Raw genomic sequence first — 16,437 nt, 5'->3', positions numbered from 1 at the left:
TTCGTCTGTCTACGCAATGAATCTGTAAGGAAAGGAGCGCTATGTGTCATCGTCCGTGCGTCGGCGTCGATGCGTCGGTGTCGGGCAGGCCGTCACCGGCGTCGGCAATCAGGCGGGTGACGGTCGCCGCGTCGCCGATCGCCTCGATCGCGAGCAGTGCGAAGCGCGCGAGAAAGAGCGATGCATCGGTTTCGCCGATGCGAGTCATCGTGCGGCACAGGTCGGTGTAAAGGATGTCGCGTTCGGTGTCGGTCATCATGCGTTCTCCTGAGGATCGGATGACGTGTGCGGGTGCAGCACGCGTTCGAGTGCGGCGCTCAGGTCGGTGACGCGCGCATCGTGCCAGCGGCCGAGCACATGTCCGTCCGGACGCACGAGATAGACGGTGCCGTCGCGCGCGCCGTACAGGTCGAACAGCCGGCCGTCGGCATCGTAGCCGCCGCATCGCGGATGTTGCGGTGCCGCGTGCCGCGCGAGCGTGACCAGCGCGAACGGTATGTCGGCGTCGTGCAGGCGTCGTTCGAGATCGGCGAACGACGGATCGGACGCACCGTCGCGTGTGAAGCGGAACGCGGTGAAGCACGCGCCGACGAGATCGGTCAGGTGACCGCGACGTGCGCCGTTGTCGTTGCCGATGTCGCTCGACGCCTGCAGCATCAGCGGACATTCGGCGAGTACCGTGCCGGGCGGCGGCCCAGCCAAGAACGCATCGCGTTCGTCCGCATTGAGCGGCGACGCCGTGTAAGCGATGGCCGATGTCTGACGCGGATTGATCAGCGAACGCAACGCCGGATGCCGGGCCGCGAGCGTCAGCACGGCCTTGCGCATCAGGTCGAATGCGAACGACGGCGGCGCCATGAACTCGGTGCTCTTGGTGCCGTAGCGCAGGTTCTCGTGCGTCGCGAACACGCGCTCGTCCGAATAGCTGTCGAGCAGCGCGTCCGACGCGAGGCCGCGAATCACGTACGCCAGTTTCCACGCGACATTGTCGGCGTCGTCGATGCCCGAGTTCGCGCCGCGCACGCCGAAGATCGGCACGAGGTGCGCGGCGTCGCCACAGAACAGCACGCGGCCGTGCCGGTAGCGTTCGAGCGTCAGCGCGTTCGCCTTGTAGATCGTGATCCAGATCGGCGACCAGTCGCCGCGCTCGCCCATCATGTCGAGCAGGCTCTGCACGCGCGGGATCACGTTCTCGGGTTTGACGGCCGCTTCGGGATCCTCATCGTCGCGCAGCTGGTAGTCGATCCGCCACACGTTGTCGGGCTGCTTGTGGACGAGCACCGTCGAGCCCGGATTCGACGCCGGGTCGAAGTAGGCGAGCCGCTCGGTCGGCCGATCGCTGTCGAGCGCGATGTCGACGATCACGTAGCGGCCTTCGTAGCTGGTTCCGTGCAGCGACAGGCCGAGCGCATCGCGCATCGTGCTGCGCCCGCCGTCGCTCGCGACGACCCAGTCGGCATCGAGCGCGTAGCCGCCGAGCGGCGTATCGACGTCGAGACGCACGCCGTCCGGGCGCTGCGTGACGCCGGCGACCTTCGTCTGCCAGCGGATTTCGATGAGTTCGGGGCGGCGCAGTGCGGCGTCGAGCAGGAACTGCTCGATGTGATACTGCGCGAGGTTCACCATCGGCGGCAGCTTCTGGTTTTCGTCCTGCGGCATCGTGAAATGCAGCACTTCGTCGTGACGATAGAAGCTGCGTCCGCCGCTCCACGGCAGTCCGACGCGAAGGAAACCATCGAGTGCGCCGAGCCGCTCGATGATCTCGAGGCTGCGTCGCGAGATGCAGATCGCGCGGCTGCCGTGACAGACTGAATCGTCGGCTTCGAGCAGCACGCTGCGGATGCCGTGATTGGCGAGGCCGAGCGCGACGGCGAGGCCGACCGGCCCGCCGCCGACGATCGCGACGCGGTGCCGCTGCACGTCGACACCGTCGCTGCAGGTCGGCAGATGCGCGGGATGGCGCGCGGCGACGAACGGATATGGCTTGAATTCGATGCCCATCGTTGGCTTCCAGGTTGCACGTTGGATTGCGCACGCTCGACCATGCGATGCGATGCGATGCGATGCGATGCGATGCGATGCGTGCGGCAGGCTGGATGCAGTATGAAAGCCATACCAAACACCGCTGTCCCCATTCCGGGTACAGCGTACGGCCGGCGGCGGGCCGGGATTTACCCCCGACGCGTTCAGGATCGGCGAGCGCGGTTCAGGGTTGCAGGCACAGCGCAAAAAGCTGGCGCTGGCTCGAGATGCCGAGGCGCCGGTACGCGCGCTTCTGATAGGTGACGACGCTGGAGGCCTTCACGCCGATCGTTTCACCGATCTCCTGCGCGGTCTGGCCTTCGAGCACGCCGCGCAGCACGTCGAGTTCGCGCTTGGACAGTGCCGGGCATGCGCCGCGCAGCCGCGCGAGCATCAGTTGCGGGATGCCGATCTGCGCCGCGCCGGCGAGCGCGTAGTGATGCTGCGCGGCCTGCGCGATCAGCGGTGCGAGCGTTTCGATGGCCGCGATCTCGCGCGGCTGGAACGCGCCGCTGCGATGCGCGCGATACAGGTTGATCGACAGCCAGGTCGAGTCGTTCGGCTGCATCAGCAACGCGAGGCGATCGGACACGTCGGGGCCGCGATAGCAGGCTGCCCGATATGCGTCGTGGCAGATCTCGTCGCCGGCCTGCTGATGCAGCAGCACGTCGCGGCGGTGGGTGCCGCGACCCGCGGCCGAGACGATCTTCTGGTTGCCGTCGAGCGGATAGAAATGTCGCACGTAGGTGTCGGCGACGTCACGCAGGTAGCGGCCGCCGCGATGATCGGCGACCGACACCGTGCGTGGCCGGCTGCCGAACTCGTACGCGAAGATCGTGCACTGCGTGACGGACAGTGCATCGTCGAACAGCTTCAGGATTTCCGCGGCGAACGCATTCGGCTCGCTGCCGCCGATCGCGGTGACGAGACCGGTCGCGCGGGACACGTCCAGTTGTCCGCCGAGGTTGGGTCGTTCGAGGCGCCAGATGCGCATGATGCGGGGGAAGGGCCGGGTGGTTCGGCGATTGTAATCGGCGGTGCGCGGCGCGGGAGTCGGGAGATGCCCGCAAGCGGAAATGACGGGGAGGGGGCGCAGGACTTCGTGTATCGGAAATCGTCGCCGGAAAAGAGAAAAGGCCTGATAAGCGATGCTTATCAGGCCTTTATATCTTGGTGCCGGAGATAGGAGTCGAACCTACGACCTTCGCATTACGAATGCGCTGCTCTACCAACTGAGCTACACCGGCAGCAGAGAAATGAAATTATATGGTGAAATCCGAGATCTTGGCAATAGGTTTTGCGAAATTTTTTTCAGCTTGCTGCGGCTGCTTCGCGAAACCATCGATCCGGCGGACTTCCCGCTTTCACTTCACTGCGATGCAGCCTGTCAGGGCCACATCGCGAAGGCGCGATTGTACTGGCGTCTCGCACCTCCGTCTAGTGCTGCAGTGCAAATTTATTTGCCTTCGCCTTCGTTGTGATAGCTGGTCACGCGCTCGACTTCGTTCTTCGAACCGAGGAACACCGGCACGCGCTGGTGCAGGCCGGTCGGCTGCACTTCCATGATGCGCTGCGTGCCCGTCGTCGCGGCGCCGCCGGCCTGTTCGACGATGAACGACATCGGGTTCGCTTCATACATCAGGCGCAGCTTGCCCGGACGATCGGGCGTGCGCTTGTCGGCCGGGTACATGAAGATGCCGCCGCGGTTCAGGATCCGGTGCACGTCGGCCACCATCGACGCGATCCAGCGCATGTTGAAGTTGTCGCCGCGCGGGCCTTCCTTGCCGGCGTTCAATTCGCTGACGTAGCGCTGGACCGGCTCATACCAGTGACGTGCGTTCGATGCGTTGATCGCGTATTCGCGCGTATCGGCCGGGATCTGCATGTTGCTTTGCGTGAGCACCCATGAGCCGACTTCGCGGTCGAGCGTGAAGCAGTTCACGCCGTTGCCGGTCGTCAGCACGAACACGGATTGCGGGCCATACACCGCGTAGCCGGCCGCGACCTGCTCCGTGCCCGGCTGCAGGAACGATTCCTCGGTGGCCTGCTTGCCGTCCGGGCAGCGCAGTACCGAGAAGATCGTGCCGATCGACACGTTCACGTCGATGTTCGACGAGCCGTCGAGCGGGTCGAACACGAGCAGGTATTCGCCGCGCGGGTAGTTCGCGGGGATCGGGAAGAACGTTTCCATTTCTTCCGACGCCATTGCGGCGAGGTTGCCGCCCCATTCGTTCGCGTCGAGCAGGATTTCGTTCGACAGGATGTCGAGTTTCTTCTGCACTTCGCCCTGGACGTTCTCGCTGCCGGCGGTACCGAGTGCATCGCCGAGCGCGCCCTTCGACACGTTGTAGCTGATCGCCTTGCACGCGCGGGCGACGACTTCGATCAGCAGGCGGAGGTCGGCGGGGAGGTTGTTGGTCTCACGCTGCTGCTCGATCAGGAACTTGGACAGCGTGGTGCGGCGGGCAATGGACATGACAGACTCCGAAAGGCCAAAGAATCCTTGAATTGCCGCAATTTTACCCGGCGCGCCTCCCGAGCCGCCGCCTTTTTTCGTCCGGTTACATGGTCGGTCGGCTGCCCCGGCCGGGTGCCGGCGTGCGTGGCGCGGCGGTTCGGCGCGAAAGCGACAGGAAAACCGGGCGCCTGAACGTATGGTCCCGCTCCGACCCCGCCAACCTTCAGACGACAAAAAAGCCGGCGCCGCAACGGGGCGGCGCCGGCTTCGTCGCACGGGCACGCGACGCGATCGCGTGCGTGACGGTTACGCGAGGGCCTTCTCGACGATCTCGCGCACGTCGCGCGATTTCGCGCCGGCGGCGACCTGCTCGAGCGCCTCGCGCATCCGGTCGCGCAGCGCCGGCGTGAAGCGGCGCCACAGTTCGAGCGAGCGGGCGAGGCGCGCGGCGACCTGCGGGTTGATCGCGTCGAGCGCGAGCACCTGTTCGGCCCAGAACGCGTAGCCCGAGCCGTCCGCCGCGTGGAATTGCGCCGGGTTCGCCGCGCAGAAACTGAAGATCAGCGAGCGTGCGCGGTTCGGGTTCTTCAGATTGAACGCGGGGTGGGCCATCAGCTTGCGGACCTTCGCGAGCGTCGGCTGCGTGGACGTGCCGCGCTGCGCGGCCTGCATCGCGAACCACTTGTCGATCACGAGCGCTTCCTTCTCGAAGCGACGGTAGAAGTCGTCGAGCGCGTGTGCGGCCGCGTCGTTCGCGCCCGATGCTGCGGCGGACAGCAGCGCGCCGAGCGCGGCGGCACGATCGGTCATGTTGTTCGCCGCGTCGTACTGCGCGGTCGCGATGCGCACGGCGTCGGCCGGATCCTCGAGTTCGGCGAGATACGCGAGCGCGAGGTTCTTCAGCGCACGGCGGCCGGATGCGTCGGGCGTCGGCGCGTACGCGCCCGGCGTCTGATGCTGCTCGTACGCGGCGAGCCACTCGGCGCGCAGCGCGGTCGCGAGCTGGCGGCGCACGAACTGGCGCGCGCGATGCACGGCGGCCGGATCGGCTTCCGCCATCTGGTCGGCCAGATAGGTTTCCGACGGCAGCGTCAACGCGAGTTCGCGAAACGCGGGCGACAGGTTTTCATCGGTCAGCACGCGGCGGAACGCGGCGACGAAGTTCCCGCCGAGCGTGAGCGGCTCGTTCGCGGCGGCGCGCGCGGCGAGCGTCAGCAGCGCGCGCGTCGCGAGGCGCTGGCCGGCTTCCCAGCGGTTGAACGGGTCGCTGTCGTGGGCGAGCAGGAAGGCGAGGTCGTCGTCGCTGTAGTCATACTCGACGATCACCGGTGCCGAGAAATTGCGCAGCAGCGACGGCAGCGGCTGCTCCGGCACGTCGACGAACGTGAAGGTCTGTTCGGTGTCGGTGAAGTCGAGCACGCGCGTCGTGCCCGACGCGGCCGCTTCGCCGTCGAGACGCAACGGCAGGTCGCGACCGTCGCGGCCGATCAGGCCGATCGCGAACGGAATCAGCAGCGGCCCCTGCTGCGTCTCGCGCGCGGCCGGCGACGCATCGCCGTAGCCTTGCGCGAGCGTGACCGTGTAGCGGCGCGCGGCTGCGTCGTACGCGGTGCGCACCGACACGCGCGGCGTGCCGGCCTGGCTGTACCAGCGTTCGAATTGCGCGAGATCGCGTCCGTTTGCGTCGGCCATCGCGTGACGGAAGTCGTCGCACGTCACGGCGTGACCGTCGTGGCGCTTGAAGTACAGGTCCATCCCCTTGCGGAAGCCGTCGCGGCCGAACAGCGTCTGATACATCCGCACGACTTCCGAGCCTTTCTCGTAGACGGTCATCGTGTAGAAGTTGTTGATCTCGACGTAGCTTTCCGGACGCACCGGATGCGCCATCGGGCCCGCATCCTCGGCGAACTGCAACTGGCGCAGCACGCGCACGTCCTCGATGCGCTTGACCGCGCGGGCCGCGGAGTCGACGTCGTCGCCCGCCGCCATGTCGGCCGAGAATTCCTGGTCGCGGAACACCGTCAGGCCTTCCTTCAGGCTCAGCTGGAACCAGTCGCGGCAGGTCACGCGGTTGCCGGTCCAGTTGTGGAAGTACTCGTGGCCGACCACCGATTCGATGTTCGCGAAGTCGGTGTCGGTCGCGGTCTCGGGGTTCGCCAGCACGTACTTCGTGTTGAAGATGTTGAGCCCCTTGTTCTCCATCGCGCCCATGTTGAAGTCGCCCACGGCGACGATCATGAAGCGGTCGAGATCGAGCTCGAGGCCGAAGCGCTTCTCGTCCCAGCGGATCGAGTGAATCAGCGAATCCATCGCGTGGCGGGTCTTGTCGAGGTCGGCCGGTTCGACCCAGACCTGCAGCAGCTTTTCCTTGCCGGAGCCGGACGTGATCTTCTCCTCGATCGCGACGAGCTTGCCCGCCACCAGCGCGAACAGATAGCTCGGCTTGCGGAACGGGTCTTCCCATTTCGCGAAGTGGCGGCCGTCGGGGAGCTCGCCCGAGTCGACGAGGTTGCCGTTCGACAGCAGCACCGGATACGCGGTCTTGTCGGCGCGCAGCGTGACGGTATACGACGCCATCACGTCGGGGCGGTCGAGGAAGTAGGTGATGCGGCGAAAGCCTTCGGCCTCGCACTGCGTGAAGAAGTTGCCGCTCGACACGTACAGGCCGGACAGCGTCGTGTTCTGGTCCGGCGCGCACGCGCTGTCGAGCGTGAGCTCGAACGTGTCGGGCACGTTTTCGACGGTCAGCCCGTGTTCGTGCACGCGCACCGCGCCGTACGGCGCGCCGTCGAGGTGTGCACCGAGGAATTCGAGCGCTTCGCCCAGCAGCTCCAGGTGCGGCGTCGGCGCCGCGTCCGGATTGCGGCGCACGCGCATCGTATTCCTGACGATCGTGCGGGCCGGCGCGAGATCGAATTCGAGCGCGACGGAATCGATGAGGAAGGCCGGCGGCGTATAGTCGGCGCGGCGGATCACGGTGGAGGAGGCGTTGTCGGACATGGTCGTCGAGATCGGTGGAATGGGGATCGGGCCCGCGGCGCGGGCCGGGCGAACCGGGCCATTGTACAAAGGCTGGCGGCTGCGTGCCGGGCGAACTTTTTACCGGTTCCGGCTGTCCGCGTATTATCGGCATCCCGTGCGGTTCGCGCGGTGCGACGAACGGATGACGGATCGACGAGGATCGACATGAAACACGAATGGATTCAACGGAGTGCGGGCTGGGCGGCGGTGCTGTGCGTGGCGCTGCTGACGGGCTGCACGAGCTACGTGACGACGCAGGTCACGGCCTTCTCCGACTGGAGCGGCAGCGACGCGACACGCACGTATGCCTTCACGCGCACGGATGCGCAGAAGCACAGCATCGAGCAATCGACCTACGAGCCGATCGTCGCGAACGAGCTGTCCGCGTATGCATTCAGGCAGGTGCCGGCCGCGCAGGCCCGCTATCTGATCGGGCTGGCCTACGGGGTCGGCAGCGATCTGGTGACGGTGCCGCAGCCGGTTTACTACGACCCGTGGTTCATGGGGCCGGGGCCGTACTGGCGGGGCGGGCCGTGGGGCCCGTGGGGGCCCTGGGGGCCGATGCCGGCCGGCTACGTCGCGCAGACCTATCAGGTCTTCGACTACACGCTCGGCATCCGGATCACCGAGCGCGCGACCGGCAAGGAAGTCTACAACGTGACCGCGCGCACCACCGGCGACAACGGTGCGCTGCTGTATGCGATGCCGTTCCTCGCGCGCAGCGCGCTCGCCGATTTCCCGTTGGCGAACGGCGCGATCCGCACGGTGCGGTTGCCGGTCGACAAGCACGGCGGCCCGGCCGCGCCGGCCGCCAACGAGCGTGCGGTGCCGGCCGTGCCGGCATCGGGGGCGGCGGTCACGAAGTAACGCGGTATCGACACCGGCGCGGCCGCCCGGCCGCGCCACGTGCCTGCGCGCGTCACGTCCCGATGCCCAGCAGCGCCAGCGCGCCGAGCACGACGAACAGCACGGCCGCGATGCCGTGCACCAGCTTCGTCGGCAAGCGGTGCGCGAAACGGTCGCCCAGCAGGATGGCGGGCACGTTCGCCAGCATCATCCCGAAAGTCGTGCCGGCCACCACGCCGATGTAATCCTGGAAGCGCGCGGCGAGCGCGACGGTCGCGATCTGCGTCTTGTCGCCCATTTCCGCGAGGAAGAACGCGACGAGCGTCGCGCCGAACACGCCGAGCCGCGAGCGGTTGGCATTGGCTTCGTCCGCATCGAGCTTGTCCGGCACGAGGATCCACAGCCCCATCGCGATGAACGAGAACGCGAGCGCCCAGCGCATGATCGACGGCGTGACGAGCGCGCCGAGCCATTCGCCGAGCGCGCCGGCGAAGCCGTGGTTCACGAGCGTCGCGACGAGTACGCCAAGAATGATCGGCACGGGCTTGCGATAGCGCGCGGCCAGCACGAGGGACAGCAGTTGGGTCTTGTCGCCGATTTCAGCGAGGGCGACGGCGCCGGTGGAGATCAGGAAAGCTTGGGACACGTATGGGGTTCCACGGGCCGGTGTTGTGCGTGCGAGCGACGATCCACCGCGCGCCGGGCCCTGATGCGGCGCGCAGTGAACCATCGGTCTCGCCAGGCCTTCGTGGCTGCGTCCGCCATGGCCGAAAGGCCAAGTCTGTTGACGGACGCCTCCGTCACGATGCGCGCCGTTGGCGCGGGGCATCGAGCGGAGCGGCTACTCCCCAATGAGCGGCGAATTCTAGCATGCCGTGGGGCGTGCGCGGTGTGCGAATTCGGTTGCGCCGGCATGCGCCGCGACGCACGCCGGCGCAGGCATGGGCAGGCGCGCGCGCGTTACGCGGCGGCGGTGCGGCGTGCGGCGCCGCGCTCGTGCACGAGCTGGCCGGCCGCATACGTGCGGTACACGGCGCGGTCGTCGCCGAGCAGCGCGAACGCGAACAGCAGTTCCTCGAGCGACTCCGCGCGTTTCGTGCGGCGCGCGAGCAGCGGCGTGGCCTGCGGGTCGAGCACGACGAAGTCGGCTTCGGTGCGCGGCGCGAGCGTGCCGACGGTATCGGCGAGGTCGAGCGCCTGGGCGGCGCCGGCCGTCGCGAGCCAGAACATCCGCGTCGCGGTCAGGTGGTGGCCCGACAGCCGCGCGACCTTGTGCGCCTCGTTCATCGTCTGCAGCATCGAGAACGACGTGCCGCCGCCGACGTCGGTGGCGAGCGTGACGGGCACGTCGAATTCGCCGGCCTTGTCGAAGTCGAACAACCCGCTGCCGAGGAAGAAGTTCGACGTCGGGCAGTGCGCGACGACGGTGCGCGTCTCGGCCATCCGGCGACGGTCCTCGTCGTCGAGGTGGATGCAGTGGCCGTACACCGCGCGCGGGCGCAGCAGCCCGTAACGATCGTAGATGTCGAGATAGCTGCGGTGGCCGGGGAACAGCTCGGCCACCCATTTCACTTCATCGACGTTTTCCGCGACGTGACTCTGCACGAACACGTCCGGATGGCGACGCGCGAGTTCGCCGCATGCCTCGAGCTGCGCCTCGGTGGACGTCGGCGCGAAGCGCGGCGTCAGCGCGTACATCTGGCGGCCCTTGCCGTGCCAGCGGCCGATCAGCTCGGCGCTGTCGTCATAGCCCGATTGCGCGGTGTCGCGCAGGAATTCGGGGCAATTGCGGTCCATCAGCACCTTGCCCGCGATCATCCGCAGGTCGCGCGCGTCGCTTGCCGCGAACAGCGCGTCGGCCGACTGCTTGTGCACGGTGCAGTAGACGAGCGCGCTCGTCGTGCCGCAGGCGAGCAGTTCGTCGACGAAGAAGTCGGCGACCTCGCGCGCATGTTCCGGATCGCCGAACCGGCGCTCGGTCGGGAACGTGTACTTGTCGAGCCACGGCAGCAGGCCGGGCGCCGGGGACGCGATCATGTCCGTCTGCGGATAGTGGATGTGCGTGTCGATGAAGCCGGGCACGATCAGCTTGTCGCGCAGATCATGGACGACCGCGTCGCGCGCGAGCGTCGCGGCGAGCCGCGCATGCGGGCCGGCCGCGACGACCTTGCCGTCGTCGACGATCAGGAGGCCGTCGGTCTCGTGGTTCGCGGCCTGGCTCGACTGGGCCGGGTCGCCGTTGAAGGTCAGCAGTTGGGAACGGAAAGCGGTTTGCGTCATGACGAATGGTCCTGCATCAAGGTAAGGCGAACAGAAGAAAAGGTCGGCGTCGCGCGGGCGACGGCATGGCGGGTGCTGCCCGGGCATGCGCGACGCGGCGAAGCGCGAAGGCCGGGGCGCCGCGGATGGCGAGCGCGCACGCGAGCATGGCGGCATGTGCGACCGGCGCGGCGTCGGCGTGCGCGCGCGGGGCACGCACGCGGCCGGCGTGGCGCAGGGTCGAGCCGGTCGCCACGAAGCGGATGTCGTCGACGTGTTTCATCTGTCTAGCGAACCTCGATGCCGGCGCGTCACGCGGCTTGCCAGTACGAATCGAGACGTGCGATCAGCGCATCGCGCTGCGCGGCGTCGACGAACGACGCCTCGAAGCCGTTGCGGATCACCGTGTGCACTTCGGCGTCCGTCAGTTGCAGCCCGTCGACCGTCGCGAAGTAGTTGTCGTTCACGTAGCCGCCGAAATAGGCCGGATCGTCGGAGTTGATCGTCACCGCGACGCCCCGATCGAGCAGCGCCTTCAGCGTGTGTTTCGTCATGTCGTCGAACACGCACAGTTTCAGGTTCGACAGCGGGCACACGGTCAGCGCCGTGCGCGTGCGCGCGAGGCGTTCGACGAGCGCCGCGTCCTCGATGCTGCGCACGCCGTGGTCGATCCGATCGACCTTCAGCACGTCGAGCGCTTCGTGGATGTAGGCGGGCGGACCTTCCTCGCCCGCATGCGCGACGAGCTTCAGCCCGAGCGCACGCGCCTTCTCGAACACGCGCGCGAACTTCGTCGGCGGATGGCCGAGCTCGGACGAATCGAGACCGACGCCGATCAGCCGGTGGCGATAGCGTTCGAACAACGGCAACGCGGATTCGAACGTCGCGAGCGCATCTTCTTCGGACAGGTGGCGCAGGAAACACAGGATCAGCTTGCTCGACAGCCCGCGCTGCTCGGCATCGGCGAGCGCGCGGTCGATGCCGGCAACGACCGTCTCGATCGGCACGCCGCGTTCGGTGTGCGTCTGCGGGTCGAAGAACAGCTCGGTGTGGACGACGTTGTCGGCGAGTGCGCGTTCGCAGTACGCGGCCGTCATGTCGTAGAAATCCTGCTCGGTCAGCAGCACGCTCGCGCCGGCGTAATAGATGTCGAGGAACGACTGCAGATCGGTGAACGCATACGCGGCGCGCAGCGCGTCGATCGACTCGTACGCGAGCTTCACGCCGTTGCGCTGCGCGAGCGCGAAAATCAGTTCGGGCTCGAGCGAGCCTTCGATATGGATGTGCAGCTCCGCTTTCGGAGCGCGGGCGATCTTGTCCTTGAATGTCGGGGTCATGGCGTTGTTCTTGGTCGGTCAGAATTGTGGGGAAACCTGCACGGGCGCGTTCGCCTCGACGGCCTGCAGCAACTGCGCGGCCACCGAGATCGCGATCACTTCGGGTGCCTTGTCGACGATGCCTTCGACGCCGATCGGGCAGCGCATCCGCGCGAGCTGGGCCGGATCGATGCCGATCGCCGCCAGCCGATGATCGAACTGCATGCGCTTGGTGCGCGAGCCGGTCATCCCGAAATACGCATAGTCGCCGCGCCGCAGGATACGTTCGGCCAGCACGAAATCGAGTGTGTGGTCGTGCGTCATCACGACGAAGTACGCATGCGGCGGCGCCGTGTCGACGGCATCGGCCGGGCTGGCCATCGCGTCGATCGCGAGATTGCCGATTCCGGCGAGTGCGTCGGCCGGCGGGAACACCGCGTCGGGCCCGTCGATCCAGTGCACGTGGCACGGCAGCGTCGCCAGCACCTTCACGAGCGCGGTGCCGATGTGTCCCGCGCCGAACAGCACGACGGGGAACGCAAATGGCGCGATCGTTTCGGTCATCAGCGACACGCCGCCGGTTTCCCACAGCAGGCAGTCGGCGCGCGCCGCGGGCGATTCGGGCTCGCTGAGCAGGGGCGCGCCCGGCGAGGGGCCGAATGATACGCTACGCACGGTCGCGGCGCCCGCCGCGACGCGCTTGGCGAGCGACATGATCCAGCCGAGGTCGCCGATGTCGAGCCGCTCGAACGCGAGCACGACCGCGCCGCCGCAGCACTGGCCGAGGCTCGGGCCGAGCGCGAGCCGTTCGAGCCGGCGTGCGTGGGGCACGTGCGCGCCGTCCTTCAGCAGGTGCCGCGCGATCTCGATCGCCTTCCATTCCAGATGACCGCCGCCGATCGTATGGCGGGCCGTGTCGCGCGTGACGAGCATCTTGGTGCCGGCCTCGCGCGGCGCGGAGCCGTCGGTGTGCGCGACCGTCACGAGCACGGCCGCTTCGCCGTGCGCGAGCAGTTGCTGCAAATCGCCGAGCCAGGCTTCCATCAGCACGCTCCGGTCGGGACGACGCGGCACGACGCGCGGCGCGGGCTGGCGGGCGCGGCGGCAACGAGGGCGGATGGGAGCGACGCGGGCCGGCTGCCCGACTGATCCGGTGCGGCGGCCGTGCGCCGAAGGCGCGCGCGAACGGCGCCGCGGGACGTGCGGACGCCATGAGGGTGACGGATGCGGATGGTTTGCGTTGTCATGATGAATCCAGTCGACATTGCGGATCGGGCGCGCGTTACGCAGGAGGAGAGACCGCTGGCCTCGCGCACGTAGATCGCCATCCAGTCGCGAAGATAGCACCGCAAGGCGGCGGAAACATTGCCGGGCGGTGATCCGGGCTATCAGGCGGCGATCATGTCGATCATAGGCCCGCCGCGCGGAATCGGGGCGCGGATGCACGGGCATCTGCCGGAAACGCATGCGTGGCGGGGCGTGCGCGCGGATGTCGCGCGACGTGCGTTCGCCCGGAAATCCGGGTTGCGGCGGGGGTAGGTGTTTACGCGCGGCGGGCAGGGTGCGGGCGCGTCGGGGCTGCGCCGGCGCAGCCAGGTGAGCGGCGCGACGCGCCTGCGCGGCCTCGACCGGTCGGCCGGACCGCGTGGCGTGTCCGGTCAGCCCGCCAGCTTGCGGCGATGGCGCCAGAGGCTCGAGGCGACGGCGATCAGGATCGCGGCGAAGCCGATCAGCGCCCAGCCCGGCAGCAGGATGCCGAAGATCGGCGGGTAGACCGTCTCGCAAAGGCCGGCGACCTTGAACATGCCGGGGAACCACTGGGCGGGCGGCAGGCTGTCGACGATCGGCTGCAGCGTGTCGAAGCCGCAGCTGAAGCCCGGATTCATCTGGATCGACAGGTGCCGCGCGGCGGTGCCGACGCCGCCGGCCGCGGCGATCGCGATCAGCAGCTCGAGCACCCAGATGCCGCGCCAGTTGCGCATCCCGGCCGCCAGGAACGCGAAGATCCCGATCGCCGCGAAGAAGTAGCGCTGGATGATGCACAGCGGGCACGGATCTTCGTTCTTCACGTACTGCAGATAGAGCGCGCCGGCCAGCAGGGCGATGCACACCCATCCGAGCAGCATCAGCAGGCGGCGTTCACGGCGGAGTGCGAGCGTGGAGTCGTTCATGTCGGCGGGATTCCTGTCGTTGGTCGGTCCGATAAACAATCGCGCGATTTTAGCGCGAACGATCTGGCACGAAACTGACAGCGCACGTGCGGCACCCCGCCGCAGCCACTGCGTCCGGGGCATCTGCCGCCGTCATTGCGCCCGTGCGGTCACCGGATCGTGTTCAGCACGGCTTCGACCGCCTGGCCGATCGCGAGCAGCGCGTCGTCGCGATGCGGCGCGGCCGCGAGCATCAGGCCGACCGGCGCTGCGTCGCGCGGATGGCACGGCAGCGACAGCGCGCAGGCGTCGAGGAAGTTGAACGCGCTCGGGTTGCGAAGGATCAGCGCGTTGGTGCGCGTAAAGGCGGCGTCGTCCGCTTCGAGTTCGGCGATGCGCGGTGGCACGACCGGCACCGTCGGCGCGACGAGCGCGTCGAAGCGCGACCAGACCGTGTGCGCCGCTTCGTCCAGCATCGCCTGGCGGGCGGCGAGCAGGTCGAGATAGTCGGCCGCGCTCGCCGGCTCGCCCTTCAGGATGCGCGACAGCACGCGCGGATCGTATTGGTCGCGGTGCTGCGCGAGCAGCGGGCGATGCCACGCGTAGGCCTCGATCGGCGAGAAGCCGAAGCGGTTGATGTCCGGCAACCGGTCGAGCGCGGAAAAGCGCACTTCCGTGACGATCGCGCCGGCGGCTTCGAGGTGTTTCAGCGATGCGTCGAGCGCGGCGGCGACATCGGCGTCGACACCGTCCGTCACATAGTTGGTCAGCACGCCGAGCCGCACGCCTTCGAGTGGCCGTGCGGCCGGCACGTGCGGCTCGAGGCCCGCGAGCATGCGGTCGACGAGTGCGCAACAGGCGACCGTCAGGCCGATCGGGCCGAACGAATCGAGCGTGGTCGACAGCGGCACGCCGCCTTGCGTCGGGATCCGGCTCGCGGTCGGCTTGAAGCCCGTGAGCCCGCACAGCGCGGCCGGAATGCGGATCGAGCCGCCGGTGTCGGTGCCGAGCGCGACGGCCGCCATCCCGTCGGCGACGGACGCGGCCGCGCCGGACGACGAGCCGCCGGCAATCCGCGCGTCGCCCGGCACGTCGCGGCGGTACGGCGAGCGCGGCGTGCCGAAGTGCGGATTCAGGCCGAGCCCCGAGAACGCGAACTCGCTCATGTTGGTGCGGCCGACCAGCACCGCGCCCGCGCGCTTGAGCCGCGCGACGGCGACCGCATCGGACTTGGCGGGCGGCGCACCGTCGAGCACGCGCGAGCCGGCGCGCGTCACCTGGCCCGCGACGTCGAACAGATCCTTCACCGACATGGGGATGCCCGCGAGTGGCGACAGCACGGTGCCCGCCGCACGCAGGCGGTCGTGGGCATCGGCGGCCGCGCGCGCGTTGTCGGCGTCGACTTCGGTGAAGACGGCGGCACCCTGGCCGGCCGGATCGGCGATCCGGTCGAGCGCGACGTCGACGAGCGCGCGGCTCGTGGTCCGGCCGGCGGCGAGGTCGGCGGCGAGCTGGGCGAGCGGAGGGAAGGGCGTGAAGGTGGTCATGGGCGGCTCAGGGACGAAGATGTTGGACAAGCGTGGCGCGAAACGAATCGATATGGCGTTCGACGGCCGTGCGTGCGCCGGCGGCATCGCGCGCGGACAGCCGTTCGAACAATTCGAGGTGTTCGCGCTGGACCTCGGACAGGTGGCGCGGCTCGGAAAGCGTGACGAACCAGAAGCGCAGCGAGCGTTCGTGCAGCGCGCGCAGGATTTCCGCGAGCACGGTGTTGCGTGCCGTCGCGGCGATCGTCTGATGAAACGCGCGGTCGAGCTCCATCATGCCTTCGACGTCGTGCGTGTCGACGCAGGCCTGCCCGTCGTCGAGCAGCGCGGCCATGCGCGCGAGATCGTCGGGCGTCGCATGGCGGGCGGCGAGTTCGACGCAATGCGCTTCGTTGATGCGGCGCACGTCGATCACCGCGACGATGTCGTCGAGCGACAGCGGCTGCACCATCAGCCCCTTGCGCGGTATCACGGACAGCAGCCCTTCGAGCACCAGCCGGTGGACGGCCTGATGGACGGGCGTGCGGCCGATGCCGGTGCGTGCGACGAGGTCGGCTTCGTTGAGCGCGGCGCCGGGCTTCAGGCGCATCGTGATGATGTCGCGCTGGATCAGCGCGTACGCGCGATCGGCGAGGCTGACCGCCGATGCGGCGGGCCGGTCGTGGAGGGCGTCGGTCAGGTCGTTCATGCGGGCGGCGGCGCGGTGGCCGGGCAGGGCGCGATCATGGCGCGGTCGATCGGGTAGCGTGGGCGATTCGTGAATATTATTGTGATATATCACCGATGTCCAGTTTGCCCGGGCGACTGTCGAGGTTGTC

The 16,437-nt window shown here is 68.1% G+C and carries 14 protein-coding genes, 1 tRNA gene and 1 riboswitch; of the genes, 1 reads left to right on the top strand and 14 read right to left on the bottom strand.

Annotated features, from left to right (window positions below; translation table 11 throughout):
- Nucleotides 1-46: 46 nt before the first annotated feature.
- The 6 genes from WS49_RS15630 to pepN all read right to left on the bottom strand — a co-directional run bounded on the left by WS49_RS15630 (nucleotide 47) and on the right by pepN (nucleotide 7,480).
- Complete coding sequence (locus WS49_RS15630) at nucleotides 47-259, bottom strand: hypothetical protein (protein WP_059530094.1); 213 nt, start codon at nucleotides 257-259, stop codon at nucleotides 47-49.
- Complete coding sequence (locus tag WS49_RS15625) at nucleotides 256-2,001, bottom strand: FAD-dependent oxidoreductase (RefSeq protein ID WP_059530091.1); 1,746 nt, start codon at nucleotides 1,999-2,001, stop codon at nucleotides 256-258. The genes WS49_RS15630 and WS49_RS15625 overlap by 4 nt, the downstream gene beginning before the upstream one ends.
- A 205-nt stretch (nucleotides 2,002-2,206) precedes the next feature.
- Nucleotides 2,207-3,016 (bottom strand): helix-turn-helix transcriptional regulator, encoded by an 810-nt coding sequence (locus WS49_RS15620; RefSeq protein ID WP_059530089.1) that lies wholly within the window; start codon nucleotides 3,014-3,016, stop codon nucleotides 2,207-2,209.
- Nucleotides 3,017-3,193: 177 nt separating this feature from the next.
- Nucleotides 3,194-3,269: transfer RNA gene (locus WS49_RS15615), tRNA-Thr, on the bottom strand.
- A gap of 209 nt (nucleotides 3,270-3,478) precedes the next feature.
- The gene (locus WS49_RS15610) at nucleotides 3,479-4,498 is read right to left on the bottom strand and encodes a class 1 fructose-bisphosphatase (protein WP_059530086.1); all 1,020 of its coding nucleotides are present in this window, start codon (nucleotides 4,496-4,498) and stop codon (nucleotides 3,479-3,481) included.
- Between the two features lie 288 nt (nucleotides 4,499-4,786).
- Nucleotides 4,787-7,480: an aminopeptidase N gene (pepN, locus tag WS49_RS15605; protein WP_059530083.1), complete on the bottom strand. Its 2,694-nt coding sequence runs from the start codon at nucleotides 7,478-7,480 to the stop codon at nucleotides 4,787-4,789.
- 186 nt (nucleotides 7,481-7,666) lie between these two features.
- Here pepN and WS49_RS15600 point away from each other — a divergent pair, with 186 nt between their 5' ends.
- Entirely contained in the window at nucleotides 7,667-8,368 is a 702-nt protein-coding gene (locus WS49_RS15600; protein WP_059530081.1) for a DUF4136 domain-containing protein, read from the top strand.
- A 52-nt stretch (nucleotides 8,369-8,420) separates the two neighbouring features.
- Here the strand turns inward: WS49_RS15600 and WS49_RS15595 are convergent, their stop codons facing one another.
- The 8 genes from WS49_RS15595 to WS49_RS15560 form a co-directional block, all read right to left on the bottom strand.
- On the bottom strand, nucleotides 8,421-8,993 hold the full coding sequence (locus tag WS49_RS15595; protein WP_059530078.1) for a TMEM165/GDT1 family protein: 573 nt from the start codon (nucleotides 8,991-8,993) through the stop codon (nucleotides 8,421-8,423).
- A 91-nt stretch (nucleotides 8,994-9,084) separates the two neighbouring features.
- Nucleotides 9,085-9,209, bottom strand: a riboswitch (yybP-ykoY riboswitch).
- A gap of 98 nt (nucleotides 9,210-9,307) precedes the next feature.
- Nucleotides 9,308-10,627, bottom strand: coding sequence for a guanine deaminase (gene guaD / locus WS49_RS15590; protein ID WP_059530075.1), 1,320 nt, complete (start codon nucleotides 10,625-10,627; stop codon nucleotides 9,308-9,310).
- 16 nt (nucleotides 10,628-10,643) lie between these two features.
- A complete protein-coding gene (locus WS49_RS15585) occupies nucleotides 10,644-10,889 on the bottom strand; it encodes a hypothetical protein (RefSeq protein WP_257127665.1) in 246 nt (81 codons plus the stop codon).
- A gap of 28 nt (nucleotides 10,890-10,917) precedes the next feature.
- Nucleotides 10,918-11,943, bottom strand: a complete 1,026-nt coding sequence (locus WS49_RS15580; protein WP_059530071.1) for an adenosine deaminase — start codon at nucleotides 11,941-11,943, stop codon at nucleotides 10,918-10,920.
- Between the two features lie 18 nt (nucleotides 11,944-11,961).
- Nucleotides 11,962-12,966, bottom strand: a complete 1,005-nt coding sequence (gene xdhC / locus WS49_RS15575; protein WP_059530069.1) for a xanthine dehydrogenase accessory protein XdhC — start codon at nucleotides 12,964-12,966, stop codon at nucleotides 11,962-11,964.
- A 614-nt stretch (nucleotides 12,967-13,580) separates the two neighbouring features.
- Nucleotides 13,581-14,093, bottom strand: a complete 513-nt coding sequence (locus WS49_RS15570) for a disulfide bond formation protein B (RefSeq protein ID WP_059467072.1) — start codon at nucleotides 14,091-14,093, stop codon at nucleotides 13,581-13,583.
- Between the two features lie 149 nt (nucleotides 14,094-14,242).
- The gene (locus WS49_RS15565; RefSeq protein ID WP_059530066.1) at nucleotides 14,243-15,619 is read right to left on the bottom strand and encodes an amidase; all 1,377 of its coding nucleotides are present in this window, start codon (nucleotides 15,617-15,619) and stop codon (nucleotides 14,243-14,245) included.
- 7 nt (nucleotides 15,620-15,626) lie between these two features.
- Nucleotides 15,627-16,307 carry a GntR family transcriptional regulator gene (locus tag WS49_RS15560; RefSeq protein WP_059530063.1) on the bottom strand — a complete coding sequence of 227 codons (681 nt, stop codon included), beginning with the start codon at nucleotides 16,305-16,307 and terminating at the stop codon, nucleotides 15,627-15,629.
- Between the last annotated feature and the right edge of the window lie 130 nt (nucleotides 16,308-16,437).

This window comes from Burkholderia sp. RF7-non_BP4 (assembly GCF_001521935.1).
In the GTDB taxonomy this organism is placed as follows: domain Bacteria; phylum Pseudomonadota; class Gammaproteobacteria; order Burkholderiales; family Burkholderiaceae; genus Burkholderia; species Burkholderia diffusa.
Note: the sequence above shows the minus strand (reverse complement) of the source record. Positions and strands in the feature narration are given on the sequence as shown.

Excerpts from the sequence above, each read along its gene's own strand:
- WS49_RS15630 (WP_059530094.1), bottom strand. The coding sequence starts at position 259 with ATGATGACCGACACCGAACGCGACATCCTTTACACCGACCTGTGCCGC.
- WS49_RS15625 (WP_059530091.1), bottom strand. The coding sequence starts at position 2,001 with ATGGGCATCGAATTCAAGCCATATCCGTTCGTCGCCGCGCGCCATCCC.
- WS49_RS15620 (WP_059530089.1), bottom strand. The coding sequence starts at position 3,016 with ATGCGCATCTGGCGCCTCGAACGACCCAACCTCGGCGGACAACTGGAC.
- WS49_RS15610 (WP_059530086.1), bottom strand. The coding sequence starts at position 4,498 with ATGTCCATTGCCCGCCGCACCACGCTGTCCAAGTTCCTGATCGAGCAG.
- pepN (WP_059530083.1), bottom strand. The coding sequence starts at position 7,480 with ATGTCCGACAACGCCTCCTCCACCGTGATCCGCCGCGCCGACTATACG.
- WS49_RS15600 (WP_059530081.1), top strand. The coding sequence starts at position 7,667 with ATGAAACACGAATGGATTCAACGGAGTGCGGGCTGGGCGGCGGTGCTG.
- guaD (WP_059530075.1), bottom strand. The coding sequence starts at position 10,627 with ATGACGCAAACCGCTTTCCGTTCCCAACTGCTGACCTTCAACGGCGAC.
- WS49_RS15585 (WP_257127665.1), bottom strand. The coding sequence starts at position 10,889 with ATGAAACACGTCGACGACATCCGCTTCGTGGCGACCGGCTCGACCCTG.
- WS49_RS15580 (WP_059530071.1), bottom strand. The coding sequence starts at position 11,943 with ATGACCCCGACATTCAAGGACAAGATCGCCCGCGCTCCGAAAGCGGAG.
- xdhC (WP_059530069.1), bottom strand. The coding sequence starts at position 12,966 with ATGGAAGCCTGGCTCGGCGATTTGCAGCAACTGCTCGCGCACGGCGAA.
- WS49_RS15570 (WP_059467072.1), bottom strand. The coding sequence starts at position 14,093 with ATGAACGACTCCACGCTCGCACTCCGCCGTGAACGCCGCCTGCTGATG.
- WS49_RS15565 (WP_059530066.1), bottom strand. The coding sequence starts at position 15,619 with ATGACCACCTTCACGCCCTTCCCTCCGCTCGCCCAGCTCGCCGCCGAC.
- WS49_RS15560 (WP_059530063.1), bottom strand. The coding sequence starts at position 16,307 with ATGAACGACCTGACCGACGCCCTCCACGACCGGCCCGCCGCATCGGCG.